This window comes from Pseudorhizobium xiangyangii (assembly GCF_020531965.1).
In the GTDB taxonomy this organism is placed as follows: domain Bacteria; phylum Pseudomonadota; class Alphaproteobacteria; order Rhizobiales; family Rhizobiaceae; genus Neorhizobium; species Neorhizobium xiangyangii.
Genome location: NZ_JAJAWH010000013.1, coordinates 66024 through 88228 on the forward strand (window position 1 = coordinate 66024; position 22205 = coordinate 88228).

Annotated in this window: 18 protein-coding genes and 4 pseudogenes; 12 read left to right on the forward strand and 10 right to left on the reverse strand. The window is 60.3% G+C overall.

What is annotated here, in order from left to right; all coding sequences use genetic code 11:
• Positions 1–69: 69 nt before the first annotated feature.
• A pseudogene (locus LH464_RS13505) lies at positions 70–534 on the reverse strand (4Fe-4S dicluster domain-containing protein); the annotation flags it as partial.
• Positions 535–681: 147 nt separating this feature from the next.
• On the opposite strand from LH464_RS13505, the gene LH464_RS13510 reads away from it, so the two are divergent.
• The 9 genes from LH464_RS13510 to LH464_RS13550 all read left to right on the forward strand — a co-directional run bounded on the left by LH464_RS13510 (position 682) and on the right by LH464_RS13550 (position 10107).
• Positions 682–1725 (forward strand): LacI family DNA-binding transcriptional regulator, encoded by a 1044-nt coding sequence (locus tag LH464_RS13510; RefSeq protein ID WP_226786923.1) that lies wholly within the window; start codon positions 682–684, stop codon positions 1723–1725.
• Between the two features lie 27 nt (positions 1726–1752).
• Complete coding sequence (locus tag LH464_RS13515) at positions 1753–2778, forward strand: ABC transporter substrate-binding protein (RefSeq protein ID WP_226786924.1); 1026 nt, start codon at positions 1753–1755, stop codon at positions 2776–2778.
• A 112-nt stretch (positions 2779–2890) separates the two neighbouring features.
• On the forward strand, positions 2891–3718 hold the full coding sequence (locus LH464_RS13520; protein ID WP_226786925.1) for an ABC transporter permease: 828 nt from the start codon (positions 2891–2893) through the stop codon (positions 3716–3718).
• Positions 3715–4494 (forward strand): ABC transporter permease, encoded by a 780-nt coding sequence (locus LH464_RS13525; protein ID WP_226786926.1) that lies wholly within the window; start codon positions 3715–3717, stop codon positions 4492–4494. The genes LH464_RS13520 and LH464_RS13525 overlap by 4 nt, the downstream gene beginning before the upstream one ends.
• Positions 4487–5512 (forward strand): ABC transporter ATP-binding protein, encoded by a 1026-nt coding sequence (locus tag LH464_RS13530; protein ID WP_226786927.1) that lies wholly within the window; start codon positions 4487–4489, stop codon positions 5510–5512. Before LH464_RS13525 ends, LH464_RS13530 begins: the two co-directional genes overlap by 8 nt.
• 5 nt (positions 5513–5517) lie before the next feature.
• A complete protein-coding gene (locus LH464_RS13535; RefSeq protein WP_226786928.1) occupies positions 5518–6441 on the forward strand; it encodes a nucleoside hydrolase in 924 nt (307 codons plus the stop codon).
• Complete coding sequence (locus LH464_RS13540; protein WP_226786929.1) at positions 6438–8228, forward strand: adenine deaminase; 1791 nt, start codon at positions 6438–6440, stop codon at positions 8226–8228. The genes LH464_RS13535 and LH464_RS13540 overlap by 4 nt, the downstream gene beginning before the upstream one ends.
• A 20-nt stretch (positions 8229–8248) precedes the next feature.
• Positions 8249–9415 carry a M20 aminoacylase family protein gene (locus LH464_RS13545; protein ID WP_226786930.1) on the forward strand — a complete coding sequence of 389 codons (1167 nt, stop codon included), beginning with the start codon at positions 8249–8251 and terminating at the stop codon, positions 9413–9415.
• Positions 9416–9423: 8 nt separating this feature from the next.
• Complete coding sequence (locus LH464_RS13550; RefSeq protein WP_226786931.1) at positions 9424–10107, forward strand: phosphoribosyltransferase; 684 nt, start codon at positions 9424–9426, stop codon at positions 10105–10107.
• 194 nt (positions 10108–10301) lie between these two features.
• Here the strand turns inward: LH464_RS13550 and LH464_RS13555 are convergent, their stop codons facing one another.
• Positions 10302–11492 carry an aminotransferase class I/II-fold pyridoxal phosphate-dependent enzyme gene (locus LH464_RS13555; protein ID WP_226786932.1) on the reverse strand — a complete coding sequence of 397 codons (1191 nt, stop codon included), beginning with the start codon at positions 11490–11492 and terminating at the stop codon, positions 10302–10304.
• Between the two features lie 364 nt (positions 11493–11856).
• Here LH464_RS13555 and LH464_RS13560 point away from each other — a divergent pair, with 364 nt between their 5' ends.
• Positions 11857–14337, forward strand: coding sequence for an AMP-binding protein (locus LH464_RS13560; RefSeq protein WP_226786933.1), 2481 nt, complete (start codon positions 11857–11859; stop codon positions 14335–14337).
• Here the strand turns inward: LH464_RS13560 and LH464_RS13565 are convergent.
• The 3 genes and pseudogenes from LH464_RS13565 to LH464_RS13575 form a co-directional block, all read right to left on the reverse strand.
• A pseudogene (locus LH464_RS13565) lies at positions 14326–14520 on the reverse strand (aldehyde dehydrogenase family protein); the annotation flags it as partial. The gene LH464_RS13560 and the pseudogene LH464_RS13565 sit on opposite strands and share 12 nt — an antisense overlap.
• 129 nt (positions 14521–14649) lie before the next feature.
• Positions 14650–14928: pseudogene (locus LH464_RS13570) on the reverse strand (DUF6220 domain-containing protein); the annotation flags it as partial.
• A 2-nt stretch (positions 14929–14930) separates the two neighbouring features.
• Entirely contained in the window at positions 14931–15500 is a 570-nt protein-coding gene (locus LH464_RS13575) for an NAD(P)H-dependent oxidoreductase (protein WP_226786934.1), read from the reverse strand.
• Positions 15501–15589: 89 nt separating this feature from the next.
• Here LH464_RS13575 and LH464_RS13580 point away from each other — a divergent pair, with 89 nt between their 5' ends.
• Entirely contained in the window at positions 15590–16477 is an 888-nt protein-coding gene (locus LH464_RS13580) for a LysR family transcriptional regulator (protein WP_226787000.1), read from the forward strand.
• Positions 16478–16714: 237 nt separating this feature from the next.
• Here the strand turns inward: LH464_RS13580 and LH464_RS13585 are convergent.
• Together LH464_RS13585 and LH464_RS13590 are read right to left on the reverse strand one after the other, a co-directional pair.
• Positions 16715–17346 (reverse strand): annotated as a pseudogene (locus LH464_RS13585) (tyrosine-type recombinase/integrase).
• 302 nt (positions 17347–17648) lie between these two features.
• Positions 17649–18593, reverse strand: coding sequence for an alpha/beta hydrolase family protein (locus tag LH464_RS13590; protein WP_226786935.1), 945 nt, complete (start codon positions 18591–18593; stop codon positions 17649–17651).
• An 89-nt stretch (positions 18594–18682) separates the two neighbouring features.
• On the opposite strand from LH464_RS13590, the gene LH464_RS13595 reads away from it, so the two are divergent.
• A complete protein-coding gene (locus LH464_RS13595; RefSeq protein ID WP_226786936.1) occupies positions 18683–19576 on the forward strand; it encodes an AraC family transcriptional regulator in 894 nt (297 codons plus the stop codon).
• Between the two features lie 459 nt (positions 19577–20035).
• Here the strand turns inward: LH464_RS13595 and LH464_RS13600 are convergent, their stop codons facing one another.
• From LH464_RS13600 to LH464_RS13610, 3 genes are all read right to left on the reverse strand, one after another.
• On the reverse strand, positions 20036–20233 hold the full coding sequence (locus LH464_RS13600; protein ID WP_226786937.1) for a hypothetical protein: 198 nt from the start codon (positions 20231–20233) through the stop codon (positions 20036–20038).
• 134 nt (positions 20234–20367) lie between these two features.
• Positions 20368–20799, reverse strand: coding sequence for a RidA family protein (locus tag LH464_RS13605; RefSeq protein ID WP_226786938.1), 432 nt, complete (start codon positions 20797–20799; stop codon positions 20368–20370).
• A gap of 26 nt (positions 20800–20825) precedes the next feature.
• Positions 20826–22205 carry an NAD(P)/FAD-dependent oxidoreductase gene (locus tag LH464_RS13610; protein ID WP_226786939.1) on the reverse strand — a complete coding sequence of 460 codons (1380 nt, stop codon included), beginning with the start codon at positions 22203–22205 and terminating at the stop codon, positions 20826–20828.

Here is a 22205-nt window from a genome sequence, read left to right on the forward strand (position 1 = left end):
ACCCGCCTCCCATGCTCGGAAAAGCCACGGGCTTGGTGCTAAAGTGTAAAATTGCACCGACCATCGACCTCACATATTCGGATAGACCGGCCCCTCGCCGCCCTGCGGCGGCACCCAGTTGATGTTCTGGTTGGGGTCCTTGATGTCGCAGGTCTTGCAGTGGACGCAGTTCTGCGCGTTGATAGCGAAGACGTCCTCGCCGTCCTTCTCGAGCCATTCGTAGACGTCGGCCGGACAGTAGCGGGTCGACGGGCCGGCATAGATGCCGAGCTCCGAGCGCTTCTGCAGATCCATGTCCTTCACCTGGAGATGGACCGGCTGGTCCTCCTCGTGGGTGGTGTTGGACAGGAACACCGAGGACAGCCGGTCGAAGGTCAGCACGCCGTCGGGACGCGGATAGTCGATGCGTCTGTGCCTGGCCGCCGGCTCCAGCGAGGCGGCGTCGGTCTTGCCGTGCTTCAGCGTGAACGGCGAAGTGCCGAAGATCTGTTTGACCCACATGTCGAGGCCGCCGAGCGCGATCCCCAACGCCGTCTGGGCCGTACCGACCGCTTAGTTCATCGGACGAATCTCAAGCACAGCTCAAAGGACCTTCTGCCGGTACGCAAACGATTCGACATCCTCTTGATGATCATGTATCCGGGCGATTAATCGTTTAATCAGGTCCCGTTCCGCGACGCGATGCACAGCAACCGCACTCGACCGAATCTCAGCCAGATAGCCGCCCTGCTCGATGTATCGGTGGCGACCGTATCAAATGCGCTTTCCGGCAAGGGGCGCGTTTCGAACGAATTGGCCGACAAGATCCGTGCGACAGCCTCCGATCTTGGTTATGTACCAGGGACAGCCGGGCGCGCCTTGCGTACAGGGCGGTCCTATGTGTTGGGGCTCGTGCTGCCGGATATCGCAAACCCGCTGTTTCCGCAGATCGCGCAGGCCATAGAGCACGCCGCTGCCAAGGCCGGATATGGGGTGTTGATTGCCGACTCGCGCGGTGATGTCGCAATGCAGACCGAGGTAATCAACCGGCTGCTTGAGCGGGGCGTCGATGGCGTCGTCATCTTGCCCCGGCGTGGCACCCGCATCTCCGACATCGGCAGTCCAATTGCCGTAATCGACAGCAGTTCGACGCCCGGCAACACCGTTTCAGCCGACCATTGGCAGGGTGGTCAACTGGTCGCCGAGCACCTCGTTTCGCTCGGCCACAGCAAGATCCTGATCATCGGGAACAATCCCGATTCCAACGTGCAGAACGATCGCATAGGCGGAATGAAATCGCGAATTCCGGCCAAGGTGCAAAGCGAAACCATTTGGATCGAAAGGCTGGAAGCCGCTGCCCATGTCGGCTGTTCGCTCGGGCTGGATCGAAAGTTTAAAGAAGGATTCACCGCCTTCGCGACCGTTTCTGACCTCCATGCCCTGCGCGCGCTGACCGAGCTTCTGGGGTGCGGCATCACCGTACCTGAGCAGGCAAGCGTCACGGGCTTCGATGATCTCACCTGGTCATCCGCCTTCAGACCGGCCCTGACGACCATCCACATGGACATGCCCGCGATTGCCAAGATTGCAGTGGACGCGCTGACCAGCGCGATCGAGGGCAACGCTGCGGGCGATACACCGCCAACGCCCGGACCGGTGCGGCCCTTGCCTGATGCCTGCGAAAGCGTGCCGATGACCCTCGTCGTGCGCCAGACCTCGGCGCCTCCTCGTTTGACTGCCGCTTAAAACATGAAGCCCCAGAAGGAGAACATCATGAAATTCAAGATGGTATTGGCCTCGGCCACCGCTCTGATGCTGAGCATGGGCGTAGCCCAAGCTCAGGAAAAGACGCTCACTATTTCTGTCTACGCCTTCGCGCAGGACGAGTTCAAGGAACTGGTCTACGATCCGTTCGAAGCCAAGTGCGGCTGCAAGCTCGTCGTCGAGACCGGCAACAGCGTCGAGCGTCTCGCCAAGATGGAAGCCAACAAGGCGAACCCGGTCATCGACATGGCCGTCGTCTCGATGGCGGACGCGCTTCAGGCAAGCCGCGCCGGGCTGACCGACAAGGTTGACACGACAAAGCTCACCAACTTCGGCAAGCTCTACGACATCGCCAAGGATCCGAACGGCGACGGCATGAGCGTCGGCTATACTTTCTACGCCACCTCGATCGTCTACCGGACCGACAAGATGAAGGTCGAATCCTGGGCCGATCTGCTCAAGGACGACGTCGTCTCTCACGTCGCTTTCCCGAACGTCACGACCAACCAGGGACCGCCTGCCCTCTACATGCTCGGTCAGGCGCTTGGAAACGACACACCGGACCTCAAGGGTCCGATCGAGGCCATCGGCGCGAAGAAGGACGAAATCGTCACCTTCTACGTGAAGTCATCGCAGCTCGTTCAGCTCATGCAGCAGGAAGAGATCTGGGCCGCGCCGATTGGCCGATTCTCCTGGGCGCCTTTCGCCAAGCTCGATCTGCCGCTCGCATGGGCAACCCCGAAGGAAGGTCAGACCGGCGGCATGAACGTCATGGTCATGACCAAGGGCTCGAAGAACCAGGACCTCGCGCTTGAGTTCATGGACTTCTGGCTCTCCACCGAAGTGCAGACGAAGCTTGCCGAAAAGCTCGTCGACAGCCCGGCCAATGCCGAAGTCAAGGTCTCCGACGAGGTCGCCGGCAACATCACCTACGGTGAGGAAACCGCAAAGAGCCTCAAGCTCATCCCGTCCGCCACAGCACTCGACAATCGCGATGCCTGGCTTTCGGAGTGGAACGCCACGGTCGGCCAGTAACCGCAGAACGTGGAGCCTCCCCCAGGGCTCCTGCCTGATCGACGCGGCGGGCGGACACACGTCCGCCGCGTCCTGCCTGCCAAAGAAACGGATCAAAAAAGGGTTAGACGAAATGTTCCAGAACCGGGCAGAAGCGCTGGCGCTTGCCCTTCCGGCGGCTCTCTTCGCTGCCATCGTCTTTCTGGTGCCGGTCGCCCTTCTTCTTTCCGAAGGGTTCCGATCGGCCGAGAGTTGGACGATCTCGGCCTATGTCGATTTCTTCGCCGAGCCACTCAACCGTGCAGTCTTCCTGCGCACGTTGAAGCTCGGCCTGATCGTGACCGTTGCCGCGGCCGTCATCGGCTACGCCACGGCCTATGCCATCGTCTCGCTGCCACCCGGCACAAAGGGCCGGATGATCGGTCTGGTCGTCCTGCCGCTAATGATTTCGCCCGTGGCGCGAACTTATGCCTGGATTGTCATCCTCGGTCGCACCGGCATCGTCAACCAGGGCCTGATGCTGTTCGGCCTGACCGACGAACCCCTGCGCATTCTCTTCACCGAGACCGCCGTCTTCATCGGACTGTTGCAGCTCTTCCTGCCGCTGATGGTCATCTCGCTGATCAGCGCCCTGGAAAACCTGCCCAAGGATGCCGTTCCGGCGGCTCGTGTTCTCGGAGCCAACTGGTTCCAGGTCTTCTGGAAGGTGATCCTGCCGCTGACCCGCGAGGGGCTGGTGGTCGGCGGCACCCTCGTCTTTACAGGCTCCATGACCGCATACATTACCCCCGCCATCCTCGGTGGCTCCAAGGTTCTCATGCTGGAGACCTTGCTCTACCAGCAAGTGACCGTAGCCAACAATTTCGTGTCCGCGAGCGTGATCGCCTTCATCCTGATCATCATGAGCTTCGCCGCCAACATCCTGCTGAGACGCATCGCCACTGCAAGGAACAAGAAATGATGCAGAGACTGTTTGCGCCCCTCACCCTGCTTCTCGTGATGATCTTCCTGATCGGGCCTTTCCTGATCATCGTCGCCGCCTCCTTCTCCGCCGGCGACACGTTGGCTTTCCCGCCGCAGGGCTTTTCGCTCAAGTGGATCGCCAAGGTCTTCACCGTGGAAAGCTTCCGCCAGAGTTTCGCGACGTCGATGGTCCTGGCGATAGGCGGCACCTTCGCCGCCCTCGTGCTCGGCATTCCCGCCTCCTACGCAATGTCGCGTTACCCGCTGCCCGGCGCCGAGACTGTGCGCTTCATGGTATCCATGCCGATCATAGTGCCCGGCATCATCGTCGGCCTCGCTCTGCTGCGCTATTTCGTGATCCCCTTGGGCATGTCGATCACCCTCGCTCTCTTCGTCGCCCACACGGCGCTGGTGCTGCCCTATGCTGTACGGGTCGTCTCCGCGAGCCTTGCCAATCTCCGCTCCGACATGGAGGAGGCAGCAGTCCTTTTGGGCTCGTCACGACTTGGAGCCTTCTTCCGCGTGGTATTGCCCAACATTCGCGGCGGCATCCTGTCGGCCTTCATCCTCGGCTTCGTGACGAGCTTCAACCAGGTGCCGGTCTCCCTCTTCCTGTCCGGCCCAGGCGTGCGCACGCTGCCAATCGACATGCTGGGCTATATGGAAATCGTGTTCGATCCCTCGATTGCCGCCCTTTCCTCGCTGCTCGCCTTCCTTTCCATCGGCATCGTCTTTGCCGCAGAACGCTTCCTGGGGTTTTCCCGTTATGTCTGACGCTTCGTTCCTCACCCTCGACAAGCTCTCGCTCGCCTATGGCAAGACCACTGCGGTCAAGGATCTCGACCTCCAGATCCGCAGAGGCGAACTCCTCGCGCTGCTCGGCCCTTCGGGCTGCGGCAAGACCACCACCATGCGATCCATCGCCGGTCTGATGCCGGTCCAGTCCGGGCGCATCACGCTCGACGGCAGGGATATCACGCGCGTCTCCGCCAACCGCCGCGAAGTCGGGCTCGTCTTCCAGTCCTACGCGCTTTTCCCGCACCTCTCCGTGTTCGAGAATGTCGCCTTCGGTCTGAAGCTCAAGGGCATGACTGGCGAGGTGCTGAACACCAAGGTCTCGGCCGCGCTGAAATCCGTCGGCCTGTCGCAGTTTGCCAGCCGCAAGACGCCGGAACTGTCGGGCGGCCAGCAGCAGCGCGTGGCGCTCGCCCGTTCCATGGTCATGGAACCGAAGGTGCTGATGCTGGACGAGCCGCTCTCCAACCTTGACGCCCGCCTTCGCCTCGAAATGCGCACCGAGCTGCAGCGTGTGCAAAAGGAAAGCGGCGTGACCATGATCTTCGTCACCCACGATCAGGTCGAGGCACTGGCGCTCGCCGATCGCATCGTCGTCATGCGCGACGGTGCCATCGAGCAAATCGGCACACCTGAAGACATCTACAATCGTCCCGCCTCGAGCTTCGTCGCCGATTTCGTCGGCTTCGAGAATATCTTCGCCGTCCGCAACGGCAAGATTGTTACCGAGAGCGGCGAAACCTCCCTTTCAGGCGCTGCGCCCGATACGGCAGGCCTTGCTTGGCGGCCGCGTGCGATCCCGTTGGGGTCAGGACCTTTCACTGGCATCGTGCGCGGTGTCTCCTTTGCCGGCAGCACCCGCGAATACGTGCTGGAAACGCCGGTCGGCATCGTCAAGGCCGAGACCGAGGCGTCGCTTCCTGCCCATGAACTCGGCGCATCGGTGGCGTTCGACCTCCCGGTCGAAAGTGCTGCGCCCCTTGACCGCTTCGGGTGAAATCGATGGGCGTGTGGATCGATACCGACATGGGCTTCGACGACATTGCGGCCATTCTGGTCGTGATGCATGCGAAACTCGACATCGACGGCATCTCGCTTGTCTTCGGCAATACGCCGATGGAACAGGTGAGGCGCAACGCCGCCGGTGCGGCAAGCGCCTTCGGCTGGACGTTGCCCATGCATGTCGGCCGTTCCGCACCCGTGATGGGTGCGCTTGAGACCGCACAGGCCATCCTCGGCGAAAGCGGCATCCCCACTGCCGGCCGCACGCTGCCCAGGAGCGAGGCACTGCCGGAAGGTGACGCCTTTTTGAGCCTTTGCCGCTGGCTGGAGGAAACGCACGCGCCGCGCCGGATCCTGGCCCTCGGACCGCTGAGCAACCTTGCGGCGCTGGCTCTTGCACGGCCGGACCTGGCCGCCCGCATCGACGAACTTACCTGGATGGGTGGCGGCCTGACCCGCGGCAACCATACGGCATCCGCCGAATTCAACGCGTTTGCCGATCCCGAAGCCGTAGCGATCGTTCTGGCCCATGGCCTGCCGCTACGCATGGTCGATCTCGATTTCTGCCGGAAAGTTCTTGCCGAGCCGTCCGAGGTCGAACCTTTACGGAGTGCCGGCGGTAAAAACGCGGAGTTGATCGCCGACATGCTCGCCGGCTTCATCGACATCGCCATCTCCCGCGGCCGTCCGGCCATGGCGCTCTACGATCCCGCGGCGGCCGCCGCCTTCGTCCGCCCCGACCTCGTCACTTTCGAACCGGCCCGCATCGAGATGGAGTGTGCGGGCAAGCTCACCCGTGGGCGTACGATAGTCGAGACGCGAGTAACACACGGCGCCTTCAACGCCCATTTTGCCACCGACTGCGATGCGTCCACCGTCAAGGACGTCATCATGGCAGCACTGCGCTGGGAGGCCGGCAAATGAAGAAATCCCGTCCGATGGAACCGCTCGACATCGCCGACGCTGACCTTCGCCTGCGCGCCGTTGCCGCCGCCAGGGGCGCCGCACCTTTCGACACGCTGATCGTCAACGGCATCCTCGTTGACATGGTCACCGGCGAGCACCGGCCGGCCGATATCGGCCTGGTCGGCCCGCTCATCGCATCGGTCCATGCTCCCGACACGCGCGCCGACGCCAGCGAAATCCTCGACGCAAAAGGCGGCTTCGTCACCCCGGGCCTCATCGACACGCACATGCATGTCGAAAGCTCAATGGTGACGCCCGCAACCTATGCGGACGCCGTCGTCGCGCGCGGCGTAACCACGGTCGTCTGGGATCCCCACGAGTTCGGCAATGTCCACGGCGTCTCCGGCGTCGATTTCGCCATCCGTGCGAGCCGCGGCCTTCCGCTGCGTTTCGTCGTCCTCGCCCCGTCCTGCGTTCCGTCGGCGCCGGGGCTCGAGGGCGCCGGTGCCGATTTCGACGCGACAACCGTCTCCTCCCTTCTCGGTCGCGATGAAATCGGTGGCGTTGCCGAAGTCATGAACATGCGCGACATTATCGAAGGCAAGCCACGCATGAGCGGCATCGTCAATGCCGGGCTCGCGGCGGGAAAACTCGTCTGTGGTCATGCCCGCAGCCTTGCGGGCCGCGATCTCCAGGCCTTCATGGCCGCCGGCGTCGCCTCCGATCACGAATTAACCTCCGGTGCGGACTTGATGGAGAAGCTACGCGCCGGGCTCGCGATCGAGATGCGCGGCTCCCACGATCACCTCCTGCCGGAATTTGTGGAGACGCTCAACGCTCTCGGCCACCTGCCGCAAACAGTGACGCTTTGCACCGACGACGTCTTTCCCGACGATCTCGTCAAGGGTGGCGGTCTGGACGATGTCGTGCGGCGCCTCGTGCGCTACGGTATGAAGCCCGAATGGGCACTGCAAGCCGCGACCCTGAACGGCGCACGCCGCCTTGGCCGCGAAGACCTGGGGTTGATCGCTGCCGGACGCCGCGCTGACATTGTCGTCTTCGCGGAGCTCACGCGCCTCGAGGCCACATTGGTCGTCGCCAACGGTGTAATCGTCGCCAAGAACAGCGCCATGCAGCAACAATCTCCACAAACCGACGCCGGTGAATTCCAGGCCTCGGTGAAGCTGCAGCCGCTTCTGCCTGACGATTTCCGCGTCCGCTCCAGCGGCAGCCGCGTTCGTGTCGCCACCATCGACAAGCCACGATTCACCCATTGGGGTGAAGCTGAAACAGACGTGGTCGATGGCTTTGTTACCCCACCCGAAGGTGCGACGCTCATCGCCGTCGCCCATCGCCACGGCCTGGGTGATCCTGCCCCGCGTGTCGGTTACTTGCGCCACTGGGGTACATGGAAGGGGGCCTTTGCTACCACCGTTGCCCATGACAGCCACAACCTCACCGTCTTCGGCGGAAACCCACATGACATAGCGATCGCCGCCAATGCGGTGATCACTGCCGGTGGCGGAATGGCCGTAGCAGCCGGCGGCAAGGTGCTCGTATTGCTGCCCCTGCCGGTCTCCGGCCTTGTCTCCGAAGCTCGCCTCGACGCGGTCGCCGACGGTTTCGCGGCGCTGCGTGAGGCGATGGATAAGGTTGTCGAATGGCAACCGCCGTATCTGGTATTCAAGGCCTGCTTCGGCGCCACGCTCGCCTGCAATGCCGGCCCACATCAGACGGACAGGGGCATTGCTGACGTGACCACCGGCATCGTTCTTGCATCGCCTGTACTTGACATCATTGCCTGACAACATGAAGCAAAAACCAGATGACTGATCCCATAACCGCCGACATCCCTTTCCTCACCGAAATCCGCCGCGATCTTCACGCGCATCCGGAACTTGGCTTCGAAGAGGTGCGGACAAGCGGGATCGTCGCCCGCCTGCTGGAGGAGGCAGGCATCACCCTTCATCGGGGCCTGGGCGGAACCGGCGTGGTTGGCACGCTGCAAGTGGGCAACGGCACTCGGAGCATCGGCCTTCGCGCAGACATGGATGCCCTCGCCATGCCGGAACTCGCCAACCGCTCCTACAGGTCCATTATCGACGGCAAGATGCATGCCTGCGGGCATGATGGGCACACGACCATTCTCCTCGGCGCTGCGCGGGCACTGGCGAGGAGCCGCAACTTCTCCGGCACCGTGCATTTCATCTTCCAACCGGCAGAGGAAGGCCGCGGCGGAGCAAAACGCATGATCGAAGAAGGACTATTCGACCGCTTTCCCTGCGATACGGTCTACGGCTTGCATAACATGCCCGGCCTCGATCCTGACGAGATCGCGGTGATCGAAGGCCCGCAACTCGCCTCATCCGACAGCTGGCTCGTGACGTTTCGTGGCATCGGCACCCATGGTGCCAAGCCGCATCTCGGCCGCGACCCGGTGACGGCCATGGGTACTTTCCTGACCTCGCTTCAGTCGATCGTCGGTCGTGTGGTCGATCCGCTGCAGCCGGCCGTCGTCAGCGCATGCTCCGTACAGGCAGGCGATCCGAAAGCGCTCAACGTGATCCCGGATATTGTCGAGATCGGCGGCACGGCACGGGCCTACACCCCTGAGGTACGCGACCAGCTGGAAACGGAGATCGGTCGCATCGCAGAAGGCACCGCACAAATGTTCGGCATCGCCGCCGACTATCGCTACATCCGCCGCATCCCGCCCGTCGTCAACCATCCGGATCCGACTTCCCGCGCGCTGGCCGCCGCTCGCGACGTCTTCGGCGACAAGGTCCGGACCGCCTTCCCGCCATCGACGGCAGGCGACGACTTCTCCTACATGTCCGGGAACATCCCCGGCTGCTATGTGTGGCTCGGCAACGGCCCCGCCGTTGACGGTGCCCTTCATCACAATACGTCCTATGACTTCAACGACGCAGCGATCGGTCCGGGCGTGCGCTTCTGGACTCGACTCGTCGAACGCGAACTGGCCACGGACTAGGAGGCACCATGCAGCCGCACGACTTCTGGCAAGAGATCCACCCTCCCGCGACATTCGACGTCAATCGCGGTCACCAGCACTTCTACCCCGCCAGCCTTGCCGACGGCCGGCAGATCCGCCTCCCCATTCGCCCGCTTGCGGATGGCAGCCACGCACTGGCCTCGCTCATCGTCAACCAGGCCAGCTTCGCCGTTCTCGATGCCCTTGCAACGGATCTCGCAGCACGGCTGAAGGAATCCGCACCGGACGTCGTGGTTGGCTTGCCGACACTTGGACTGACATTGGCGGCAGAAGTGGCAAAAAAACTCCACCACGGCCGTTACGTGCCCCTCGGTACGTCGCGCAAGTTCTGGTACGAAGAGGCGCTTTCGGTACCGCTATCGTCTATTACCACACCCGATCAGGTCAAAAGACTCTATGTCGATCCGCGCATGCTGCCGCTGCTCAAAGGCCGGCGCGTCGCACTCGTCGACGACGTCATCTCCAGCGGACGTTCGATCCGCGCCGGCCTTGAACTGCTCGACACCCTAGGGATTCGGCCCGTTGTCATCGGTGCCGCGATGTTGCAGTCCGATCGGTGGCGTGACGCCTCCGCCTATCCCTACGACGGATGGACCGACATCGTTCGCGGTTGCTTTGGCACGCCCATGCTCGAAAAGGACGCCGGCGGGTTGTGGCATGACTATACCTGACGCTAGCCAGGCGTTTTCTGGGGCGTGAGTGTCGGCACTCTTGTTGAAGGTCCCGGCCGACTAACTCTTGATGGAAACCGACTGCCACAGAGCAATGATCTTTGATGATCTGCCGATCAATGTGACGGCGATAATGCCGTTCTGAGCGAGAGCGCAACGAAAGCTGGTCCCTGAAGCTTTTCCGGCGGCTTAACTCAGGCCGCGACTTCCCGGATCGCTCGCGTAAAGACGGGCAGAGAGCGCTCCACCATGTCGTCGTTTGCGGTCAAACTGATCCGCAGACGTCCAGGCAATTGCGCGACGCTGCCCGGGAGCACCCAGACACCATCCGTCGCGAGGCGTGCCGCGAAGGCCATATCGTCGGGTATAGGGGAGCGTGGGATGATATAGAAGGTACCTTGAGGTACCGGCAAGTCGTATCCCGCTACCCTCAAGCCCTCGATCATACGATCGCGGCGCCGCGCCAGAGCGGCAACATCTATGCTAAGCTTCTCGAGATCAGGCAGTGCCCGCTGAAGCGTACGCCCGGCGAAAGCCCAACCGTGAGATACTTGCGCCATATCGACAGCCTCGCGTAGCTTTACGCGATCGCCCTCGGGCATATCTGCCCCGAGGGCCAGCCAGCCCAAGCGCTCGCCGGGCGCGAGCAAGGTCTTGCCGAAGGAATAGGCGATCAGCGTGTGCGGGTAGCTCTCGGCCGGACTGACATGCGCATTGCCGTCAAATACCAGTCGCGCGTAGGGCTCGTCGGCAAGAAGATAAATCACCTTGCCAAATCTTTCCGACGCGGCCACGAGCACGTCGGCCAGCGCATCGAGTTGAGCTCGTGGAAAAATGCGGCCGGTCGGATTGTGCGGCGTATTGACCACCACCACGCGGGTGCGCCGGGTGATCGCAGCCTCGATCCTTTCGAGATCAAGGTCGTAGGTTTCCGGTGCCAGGTCGACGGCAACGGGTGTCCCTGCCGCGCCACGAATCTGGGCACCATAGGCAAACCAGCCAGGACGCGGATAGATGACTTCCTCTCCCACCTCGAGCACGGCGAGCAGCGCCGCCGCTATCGCGCCGAACCCTCCAGCTGTAATGGCAATATCGGCCGGTTCGTAGGAGCGGCCACGCGCTTCGCTCAGCCTACGAGCGACCGTCTCGCGTGCCAGATCATTGTATTTCTGGTAGCCGAACCAGTGAACATCCTGTGGTTCGGTGTGGCGAACCAATGCATCGACAAGTCCACGTAACGGCATCTCCTGCGGATTACCGAACATGAAATCACATGCATCGGGGCCAAGGCCGTCGCCCTCCAGAACCTTTCGCGCATAATCCATGACCGTGCGCATTTCCTCGGTGACGGCGAGCATCCGGCTGGACACAGTGGTGACAGGCACGGCGCGCCCCCCCGTTGCGGGCGGCGCCTATCCCTCGACGAAACCGCCTTTGGGCTACATTACCATTTTTGCTGCCATGCGCGTAGCAGAAGTTCTTGTGCAGTCCGTGCGCGATCTGCAGTTGGTCAATACGCGCGTAAGAACCACGGATCAGGTTTGCCAAGGCGCGGCAAAGATTTTTGTCAATATGACATAAATTCTTGGCTTGCTGGATACGTGCGTTCTGGTGAAGTCGCGGCCAAGCTTTTCGGAGTAGGAAACTACCAATATTTGCTTACCGCCACTGCTTGGACTGGATGGCCGCTTCGTGCCACATTCATTTGAGGCGTCTACGGGCGGTCACTATCACTATCGAGTTTCCAAAGTGCAACATCGTAAGTTAACGGCCACCGCGCTCGTTACGCGGAATTCACTGCCCTACATCGAGAGTGTATTTGCGCTCAACAAGGCACGCCAGCCACTGGTCAACGTTCCTGACGAGTCCTTCTCGGATGCGCTGAGCGGAATAGACATCGAGCGCTGTATCGTCCCCGATGAGGGAAGTGGCTGGTTCATTGAAAGTCATCCGCTGATCCGCGATGATCGACCGGCTCAGGTCACCTATACCTCGGGTACAGAGGGCAAACCAAAAGGCATAGTCCTAACCTATTCAAATCTCGCGGATGCGGCGGAGAGGATCATCGACCAGATGGATCTGACGCCTGACGTACGCGAGTATGTCGGCGTGCCGGTTACCTTCAGTTTCGGCATCGGTCGCATACGCGCAGTCAGTGCGGCAGGCGGCCGATCCTATCTGCCGCCACGCGGCTTCGACCCCCTCGAACTTTCTCGAATGCTCAAATCAGGTGAAATCAACGCCCTTTCCGCAGTGCCTACCCTTCTGCGGATCTTGCTGCAGACGCCGGCAGTCATTGGAGATGCCGGCAAGAATCTGCGTTGGTTGGAAATCGGCTCGCAGTACATGACGGGCGTAGAGAAGCGCGGGATTCGCGAGCTTTTTCCCAATGCCCGGATTGTTCAGCACTACGGCCTCACGGAGGCCTCCCGCAGCACCTTCCTACAGATCTCGGAAATCCCGGACGAACTGCTGGAGTCGGTAGGCAAAGCGGTCGGCAAGACCGAGGTGGGCATATCGGCAGAGGGGCGAATCCGCATTCGTGGTCCGCACGTCGCCCGCTGGCGCTTGGATGGAGATCAGCTGCTCGACCTGTGCGATCCAGATGGGTGGTTGCAGACCAGCGATCTGGGCCACATGAAAGACGGCCACCTTTATTATGACGGCAGAGCCGACGATCTAATCAATACCGGAGGCGTGAAGATCAATCCGGACATGCTCGAGGCACGGATTGGCAAACTCCTTGGGCAAGGCGGCAAGATCGTCGTGGCCAAAGTGCCTGACGCACTTCGTGGAGAGGGCGTTCTCGTTGCAGCGGAGTCGACGGATCTTGCGATTGATCGGCTCCGCGCAGCTTCCACCGACGCTCTGAAAGAGCTTGGGGTTCACGCAGGAGATGCTCTGCATGTCAGGGTTATGTCGGAGATTCCGCGGACGGCGACCGGCAAGCCATTGCGTCGCCTGCTGACTGATGAATTCGTCCAGCTGAACAAGGCCGCTGCGGTCGATCCTGTTGTTGATCAGGTGACCGAGACCAGAACTGACGACGTGCTGACGTTCTTCCAGCAATTTTTCCCCGGACGGACCATCGATCGTGAAGACAGCTTCGAAACCATGGGAGGGGATTCGCTTAGCTACATCCAGTTCTCGATGGGATTCGAGGACCGCTTTGGGCCGCTACCCAGCGGATGGGAGTCGCTGACGGTCGTGCAACTGGAGGAGAGTACGATACCCGCCGGAGAGTGGCTTTGGCGCCGGCTGGAATCCGCCACATTGACGCGCGCATTCTTCATGATTTGTATCGTTGCTCTGCATCTCGACACATTTGTTTACAGCAGCAACTGGGGCGCCGCATATTTCCTGTTCATGCTGTGCGGCTACAGCGTCATGCGCTTCCAGTGGCCGGAAATCAGTCGCACGGGGAAGGTCAGCACACTTTTCGGCACCATTGTGCGCGTGGCCATACCAACAGTGCTGGTCGTGATCACAATGCAGGTTTTGGCCAGGACTTTCGAGCTGAAACCGTTGCTGCTGATATCCAACTGGTTCGATCCGGATCAATACCACGTCGCATTCTACTACTTCGCGGAAATCTACATGCAATTGCTGCTCATCATCGGCGTGCTGCTATCGATTCCGACAGTGCGCAAATTGCTTCGAGAGAACCCCATGATGAGTTGCACCGCCCTGATCATCCTGGCGATGGCTGTAAGTTGGGTGGTCAATCAGGTCTGGGACACGAACTACCTCTACCATCGCACGCCTATCTGGTATCTGTGGACAGTTGGTGCCGGCATGCTGATGGCCAGTGCGCGTAACTTGCCAAGTCGTTTGCTGGCCATGGTGATCGTGGCCGTTGCCGTAGCGCTGCACCACGGCTTTACTTCGGCTACCGGCTACATATTGGGTGGTTCGGCGTTGCTGCTTTTCTGGCCCGAGATATCGGTCCCCTCTCCGGTGAAAACGATCGCCGCCGAAATCGCCGGTTCATCGATGTTCATGTATCTCAGCCATTTTCAGATCAAATCGCTGATCATCAGGCTTTTTCACGGTCCGATGCCGTGGCTCGCACTTTTCGTTGCAATTGGGTTCGGCATCGTCTCCTCGCGCGCATACAATTGGATCGAAGGCAGGGTGCGCGCTTTCGCGAGCGCGCAAGGTGGGGCGGGGCGAGTATGGGTCGCGTTCCCCAGGATGTTCTCCGGCCGTTCGGCAAGTCTAGATCGCTGAACAGATGTATTTCATCTCGAGATATTCCTCGATCCCAAATTTTGAGCCTTCGCGGCCCAGGCCGGACTGCTTGATGCTGCCGAAGGGAGACATCTCATTGGAAATAAGGCCCGTGTTGTGCCCAACCATCCCGCACTCCAAACCTTCCGAGACGCGGATCAAGCGGCCGTGGTCGCGGGCATAGAGCCGATGGTAACCAGCTATTTCGTCAGGGCTCCCCGAGCCGTCGCGGCTACACATAGAAGCAAGCAGAATTGCACCATTTAGTGGGTGGAGCGAGAGAGCCAGCGGTTGTCCGCCTGCGGCGAGCGATACCTGCACCAGATACAGCAGGACGAGAAGCCCGGCCCACCAGCCAAAGCCTCGGAGGCGGTGGATAAGAAGAGAGCCCGCAATCAACATTAGAATAGGCACCGACAGCGCCCCACCAAGCGCTGCATGCATTTCCCAAAACGAGCTTTCTTGGAAGAGGCCGATCCCAGCAGTGAGGAACTGTCCGAACAGCCCGATCGGGAGCAGCCGAGCGCAAAAGGTGAACCAGCCCGGCGTACCGAGTTGAAGGTCAACGAGGGTGTCGTGCGTCTTCGACATGCTCAGGCCGCCTTTTCTGCCGAAGTGAGGTTGATCCAGACGCGCAGAGCATCGGTGTAATCGGTAGCTGCGACCTCCAGCTCGGCAGGCGTCAACTTGTCTGCCTTGTAAAGCACAAAAGGCTTTGCCCACAGGAGTCCGCAGCGATGCGCCGTGGCCCGCAACGGAGCAAAAAGCTCGTTCATGGGAAACATGTTACGGCCGCCGAGTTGATAGGCATCAGGAGTGTTTCCTGCCGTAGCGGCAATCATGAGCTGTGTCCCTTCCAGCCGTCGACCTTCGCTCTCGTAGGCGAGGTAGAACATTCGGGTGAGAACGGCATCCTGCCACGCCTTCAAGAGCGGCGGCGTTGAGTACCACTGAACTGGAAATTGCAGCACGATATGGTCCGCGGCCAAAAGCATCGCTGCCTCAGTTTCGCCGTCGCGGAACATGTCGATGCCACTGGGATACGCAGCATACATGTCCACCAGCTCGGTGTCGGACATGGCGGCAACCGCCCTGGCCAACGCAGCATTGGCCTTCGAGTGGGAAAGGTTCGGGTGAAAGAGAAGTACCAAGGTTTTGGACATCGTTGTCTCCTTGCGTTGAGATGAAACGATGTTGGCGCACGTCAGATAATTCTTCTAATCGATAGATGATCTATCATATTATTGATGGCATGAATTTACGCTCTATCGATCTCAACCTCCTGGTGATCCTCGACGCCCTGCTGGATGAAGCCCATGTCAGTCGCGCCGCCAGCCGTCTTGGGCTTTCCCAACCTGCAGCTTCGGCAGCTCTCCAGCGTTGTCGTCACCTGTTCCAGGACGATCTTCTTGAACGTGGGCGCGGGACGATGCGCCTTACCCCCAAAGCAGTGTCTTTGCGTGTCTCTTTGAAGTCTCTGTTGGCCAACGTGACGGACCTGATTGATCCGCCGGATGTTTCCTTGGCTGACATCCGCCAGTCACTTCGCATCAGCATGGCAGACTATCCCGCTTTGTTCGTGATCGGCCCCTTGCTGGAGAACTTGCAGGATACAGCACCTGGAATCGATCTCGTGATTCAACCTTGGCACGGAGCCGATGCGGCAAAAGCCGCTCTTGTCGATGGCACCACTGATATCGCCATCTCTGTCTTTCCGGATACTGACGACGACATTCAGCGAGAGGAGCTGCTGACCGAGCATTACGTCGTGGCGATGCGTGAGGGCCACCCGATTGTCGATAAATTCAACCTCGAAAGCTGGCTGGGCTTCCCGCACATCCTGGTATCGGGGCGCGGGGATCAGCGCAGCCCCGTTGATGCTCAACTGGCCAAACTGGGTCATTCTCGACGGATAGGCCTGGTGGTGCCAAACTTTCAGATGCTGCCAAATTTGCTGCGGATGTCTGACATGGTTGCTATGCTGCCATCACGCGTCGTGCCAGCAAGTGGGGAGCTGCACACCTTCGCAACGCCCATCCCTGTCAGCGGTTTCACTCTGCACCTTGCATGGCACCGACGCCGGGGCCATGATGTAGGGCTACAGCATGTGGCAAAGTTGCTGACAAGTCTGTTGCAATGAGACGGCGTGCCTTCTGCCGCATCTAACGGTGCTAGTCGGCCAAAAACGCCTTCGATCAGCCTCTGATGTCCGCTTGTGGCGCACAGGCGACGTGACGCGGGCGCCGAGGCCATGTCTGCTTTTAGGCAAGCACGACGAAATCCTCTATGACATGAAGGCGCAAAGTCGCTCAATGATCCCTGGAGAGGCTCCCTGGGCAAAAGGGAACGGCCCCGCAACACGCAGGGCCGTTCCCTTTCAAATTTCAGTACGCTCGGCCAGTTCCAGTGCATCCTCTATGTCAACGTCGAGATACCTAACTGTGTTCTCGATCTTGGTGTGACCAAGCAGGATCTGGATTGCGCGAAGGTTGCCAGTGGCCTTGTAGATCATGGCAGCTTTCGTTCGCCGAAGGGAATGCGTGCCGTAATCCTCCCGACGCAGGCCAATCGCAGTGACCCACTCATCGACCAGCCGAGCATATTGGCGAGTGCTGAGATGATCGGCGTGATCGACCCGACTGGGAAAGGCATAGTCATTGACCGTTCCTCCCCTCCGCCCAAGCCAGGCAAGTAGGTTGGCCCGGACCTCGGTCGTGATCTCGAACTGTACGGGACGTCCGGTCTTCTGCTGAACGACCATCGCACGAGTTCGAATTTCTTGGCCGTGACGAGGGTTCCGATTTTCATCTTAACGAGATCGCAGCCGCGGAGCTTGCTGCCGATGGCAAGATCGAACAGCGCACGATCTCTCATTCGCCCTTCTCGGTCCAGGAAGAAGCGGATCGCCCAGATCTGGCGCTGCTTCAGAGGTTTCTTGACGCTAACTTGTCGGCCGGCATTCCATGCCGGTCGGCCCAGTGCGGCTGGATTATATTGTGCGATACCCATCTTCGTTCTCCTTAGGCCACCATTGGCCTTCAGAAAAACGTGGGGGTTCGAACTCAACGATCCGACTGCTGATCGTAGACGGCCACGGCGCCCAAGAAGGCGGACATTGCAGTACTGGCTGTGGAAGGTCTAGGTTCGGCCCATTGCGGTAATCCCGCCAGTTCCCGGGCCTTCTATGCCATGACATGGGTTAAGCTGTTCCGCAGAAACGGCGTCGCGGAGAGCTAGCGAAGCGGAAGCAACGTCTAGCCCGCGTCGTTAACGCGCCAGTACCTGCCGGAAGCCTATCCAGTCACGCGGCTCTACTTTTCAACGACGTTTCCGAGGCTGCTCGCCGGACCCCTCAACGCCGTACATGCCGAAGACCAGGCCTTGGCGTCAGAGCCGAGCGCGGTTCTCAACCATGCCAGTGTCATGCGCTTTGTCGCCTCGAGCGCATCCGGTGCCTCCACCTCGGTTTCTTTGGCGTCAAGGCCGGCAATGCCACCAAGGCCGTGTCCTACGCCATGAAGCGTGAGAAGGAAATGCGCGCCCATTCCATCATGATAGGCGTCGGCGTGCCATTCTGGGCCACGAGAGGTGAAACGGGGATTATCGTCTGCACCGCACACAACCAGGGTCGACGTGCTCATGTGGGAGAAGTCGACGTCAAAGAACGGAAACCGTGCAACGTTCTCTTCCGTCAGGTCCTTTCCACCTCTTCCAGGCGTGGTGAGAAGTATCCCCGCCTTGATGCGCGGATCGCCAAACGTTTCTCCATGAAGTTGCGCGCCCAGAAGAAGGCTCACGGTATGGCCGCCGAGCGAATGTCCCACGGCAGCGATGCGGTTATGGTCAAGCCGACCAGAGACTGCCGGCGCACGCTCCTCGATATCGGACAGCCGGTCGATGATTGTCCGGATCTCCGCGACACGCTCGCGCCAGAAGAAGGGCGCTCCTTCGGCGTCTGCAGGAAGCCCGCCGACGCGGGAGCTCGCGTGAGTGGGCTGAACAACTGCAAAGCCGCGTTCCGCCCAGAACTGCGCCATGTGCGCGTAGCCGTCCTTCGAGGCAACGTAGAATGATGGCCCATACCCATGCGACAGAATGACGATGGGGAGGCGATCGCCGGCTGCTGGTGCAGTCAGACGCAGTTCCAGAGGCTGCCGCCCGACCATGTCGAGCCGGATCGGCGAGTAGGCTATTGTAAGAGCAGCATCCGGCGTCGGGATATTGCGGGCGATATCGATAAGATTGTTCGTGGTCATCTGTGGTCTCCTTGTGCGCCACTAAGATGGACGAAGGAGGTTGGATGATCTATATCTGGATATCCGAACTTATTTAGTGGAAGTCCAATTTGTCTGATCCACTGGCCGGAATCGTCTCGCTGCTCAAGCCCGTGCCATCAATCGCCAAGCTGGTCACGGCCGGCGGGGCGTGGTGGGTTGAACGCCGTGAACTTGGCAGTCCGTTCTATTGTGCAATGGTGGAAGGCCGCTGCCTGCTCACGATCGCCGGCAGATCGCCGATCATGCTCGAGGCAGGGGATTTCATTCTGGTCCCGCAAATCCACGCCTTCACCATGAGCAGCCTTCAACCGCCTCGGCCGGGCACGTTGCCACAGCGGCTGGAAACGAGTCCCGGCGTGTTCCGCCTCGGCGATCCAGACGTGCGGGTCGAAGTCACGGCCATGGTGGGTCACTGTTCCTTCTTGGCGAACGACAAGCAGTTGCTAAGCTCGCTCCTGCCGGACATCGTTCATGCCCGAGGCGAGCCCCGGCTCATGGATCTCGTCACGATGATTCACACCGAGATGGTCGGGGGACTTGCGGCGCGGGAGATGATCCTGACGCGGTTACTTGAAGTTCTCTTCATCGACGCGCTGCGGAGCGCAGGAGGGGCAGAGACATCTCCCGGCCTGTTGCGTGGCCTTGCCGACATCCGCCTAGCTCCAGCGCTGCGACGCATTCATCTGGACCCGAGCGGAAGTTTGTCCGTCGAGGCATTGGCAGAGACCTCCGCTATGTCTCGGTCGGCGTTCTTCGAGCGTTTCCGAAGGGAGGTGGGCCTCCCTCCAATGGAATACGTGACTGGCTGGCGCATGGCTCTTGCAAAGGACCTGTTGGTCCGGCGAGAGACGCCGCTCGTCGAGATCGCAGCAAAAATCGGTTATGCCTCGTCCAGCGCGTTCAGCGTCGCGTTCACGCGCCATGTAGGCGTCACGCCAGGCGTTTTCGCCCGAACAGATTGATCCCCACTCACGCTTTTCGCGGCCCAATTTGTACTGCTTCTGATCGAAAAGACGTAGAACTCCGCTCTGCAATGTGCGCTTCTGGCGCACACGCGACGTGACGACGCCATGAGCGATGTCCGCTTTCAGGAAGCGAGCGAGACGGCGTCTACGGCCGAGATGGAGGCGCATAGCCGCCATAGGATTTGCGGTCTCAGGACGGCAACCTTGGTGCCGGAACCGAAATAATTGCCGCTAGCTACCTCCTGTTGACTGAGGCCCAAAGCCAGGGCACAAAGGGGGTATCCATAGTCGCTCGCGATGGGAAAACAGAGGGAATTTCAAGCCTTTTTTCTACGTCATTGAAATAATGTGAGAATCCTGGCTCCATCTTGAACTTTTCCGTGAAATTGCCTTTGCCCATGTAGGTCTCCTTGCCTCAGCTTTAGGAAAGAAGGCGTCTACAAATCTAGGGGCTATTCATTCTCCAGCGCCTTCAGCCGCGTTGCCTGCATCACCTTCAGATCGCCATATTAACGACACCAGCGGTAGTAGCTCTGCTCCAATATCGCCCAGACCCCGGCAGATCGCCCCGGTCTTCTCTCCCTGCGAAAGCCGCACCTCCGCCTCCCGCAACATCCCGATGATCTGCTCGGCTGTGTAATTCTTCCGTGCCATTCCGTGCTCCTTTCAAAGCCCAAAATAGCCGAAACTCTAACTCTCAAAACGGACCAACTTTCAGGGGGAAGGCCACACCTAAACCGAACTGCACCAACACATCAGCCCGTCTCCTTTAGACCTGAGCAATACTTTCAACTAAGAGAAACCGATCTACGCTCGGCTGGTGCATTGCCGGCACCACGGTATGCTGTCATCTCCATTTCGACCCTAAATTCCGGAGAACTGAGCGCGTTGCAGTTAATCGTGCGCTGCGGATCGATGCCCTTCAGCCTCTCGCCGATGTAGGCCATGATTGCAGGCACATCGTTCTGGTCGGGAATGAAAATGCGTGAGGACACAATGTCCGTCAGGTCTGATCCCACGGCCTTCAGCGCCCCTTGAATATTGTCTAAGCACTGTTTCGCTTGCGCTACGGGATCTGGCGATATCTCACGCGTACGATAATTCCTGCCTGCCGTATTCGATACGAGTATCCAGTTATCGATGCAGACGAGTCGCGAATAGCTTTCCTTTTCTTCATAAATGGATCCAGATTTCAGTTTCACGATCTTCGGCTCTGTCATGTCGTTCCTTTCCACGTCTTGTTCGTTTAGGTCTTAGAGTGCGTCGGCGGGGCATTCCCGGACTGGCACGCCACAGCTTGATTACCGGTCATGCCGTATTGCTTTTTCGACAGGCGGCTCCATCTGAACGGAGTCGGATCGACGACGTAGCTGCGCTCAAGGATCATGTCGGCGAGCAGTCGTCCGATGCCGGGGGACAGACCGAAACCATGGCCGGAACAGCCCGACGCAATCCATGCGCCCCCTAGTCCCGGCACCGCGTCGATGACCGGCACCGCATCCGGAGTCACGTCCATCACACCCGCCCATGCGTGACTGATGCTGAGATTGTCGAGTGACGGAAACGCCTTGCGGGCGTTTTTGAGCGCGCGTTTCAAAAACAGGTCGGAGGGCTTGGGATCGAGCGTACGTACCTTCTCGAAAATGGTTGGCTCACCAAAGTCCCATTTTCCGGGCAGCGCCAGTTCACGGAAGAAGGACGGGCCGAAGCGAAGGTGGAACTCCCGCCAGCTGTCTAACAGGCGGGGGACATACTCGCCGAACAGACGGAAATTATCTGGCAAGATCTCGGCAATATTCGCGTTTCTCAGGGTCAGCGTATGGCCGCCATCCTGACGCGGGCGAATGGAGAAATTCTCGGTCCCGAACGGATGGTCGGGAATGTCTTTTGCACCTATGACGCGGGCAACCGTTCCGGTAACGCGCAATTGCGGAAAGTCGATATCATGATTGCGCAGCAGGACACGACTCCACACGCCGCCCGCGATAACCACGCGCGAGGCACGGATGCGGCCCTTTTCCGTCACCACGCCGGCAATGCGGCCACCTTCAATGTCGAGTGCGCGCACGGCGCAATTCGTCAAAATGGTCGCACCGGCCTTGCGCGCCGCCTCGGCCATGGCGGGCGCAGCAATCCAGGGTTCGGCACAGCCATCGTCGGGCGACCACAACGCCATCTGCACCGGCCCCCTGATGCCGGGGATCGCCTGGCGAACACGCTCGGCGCTCAATAGCGTGGTGTTGATGCCATGGCGTTTTCCCACCTCGTGCCAGCGCGCCCAATGGGCGGCATCGCGCCGGGTAAATGCGGCATAGGTGATGCCCGTCTGGCGAAACCCGGTAGACGCACCGATACGCGCATCCATGCCCTGCCAAAGGTCCAGCGCCACCGCCGCCAAAGGCAGCTCGGCTTCCTCGCGGCCCATCTGGCGCACCCAGCCCCAGTTGCGGCAGGACTGCTCACCCGCCACGACGCCCTTTTCGCAAATGGTGACGGAAAGCCCCGCTTCCGCCAGCTCAAGCGCCGTCATGATCCCGACGATACCTCCGCCGACAATCACCACATCGGCAGCGATAGGAAATTCAACACTTCCCTGAACGGGAGCGACGGGAACCGAAATACTCAT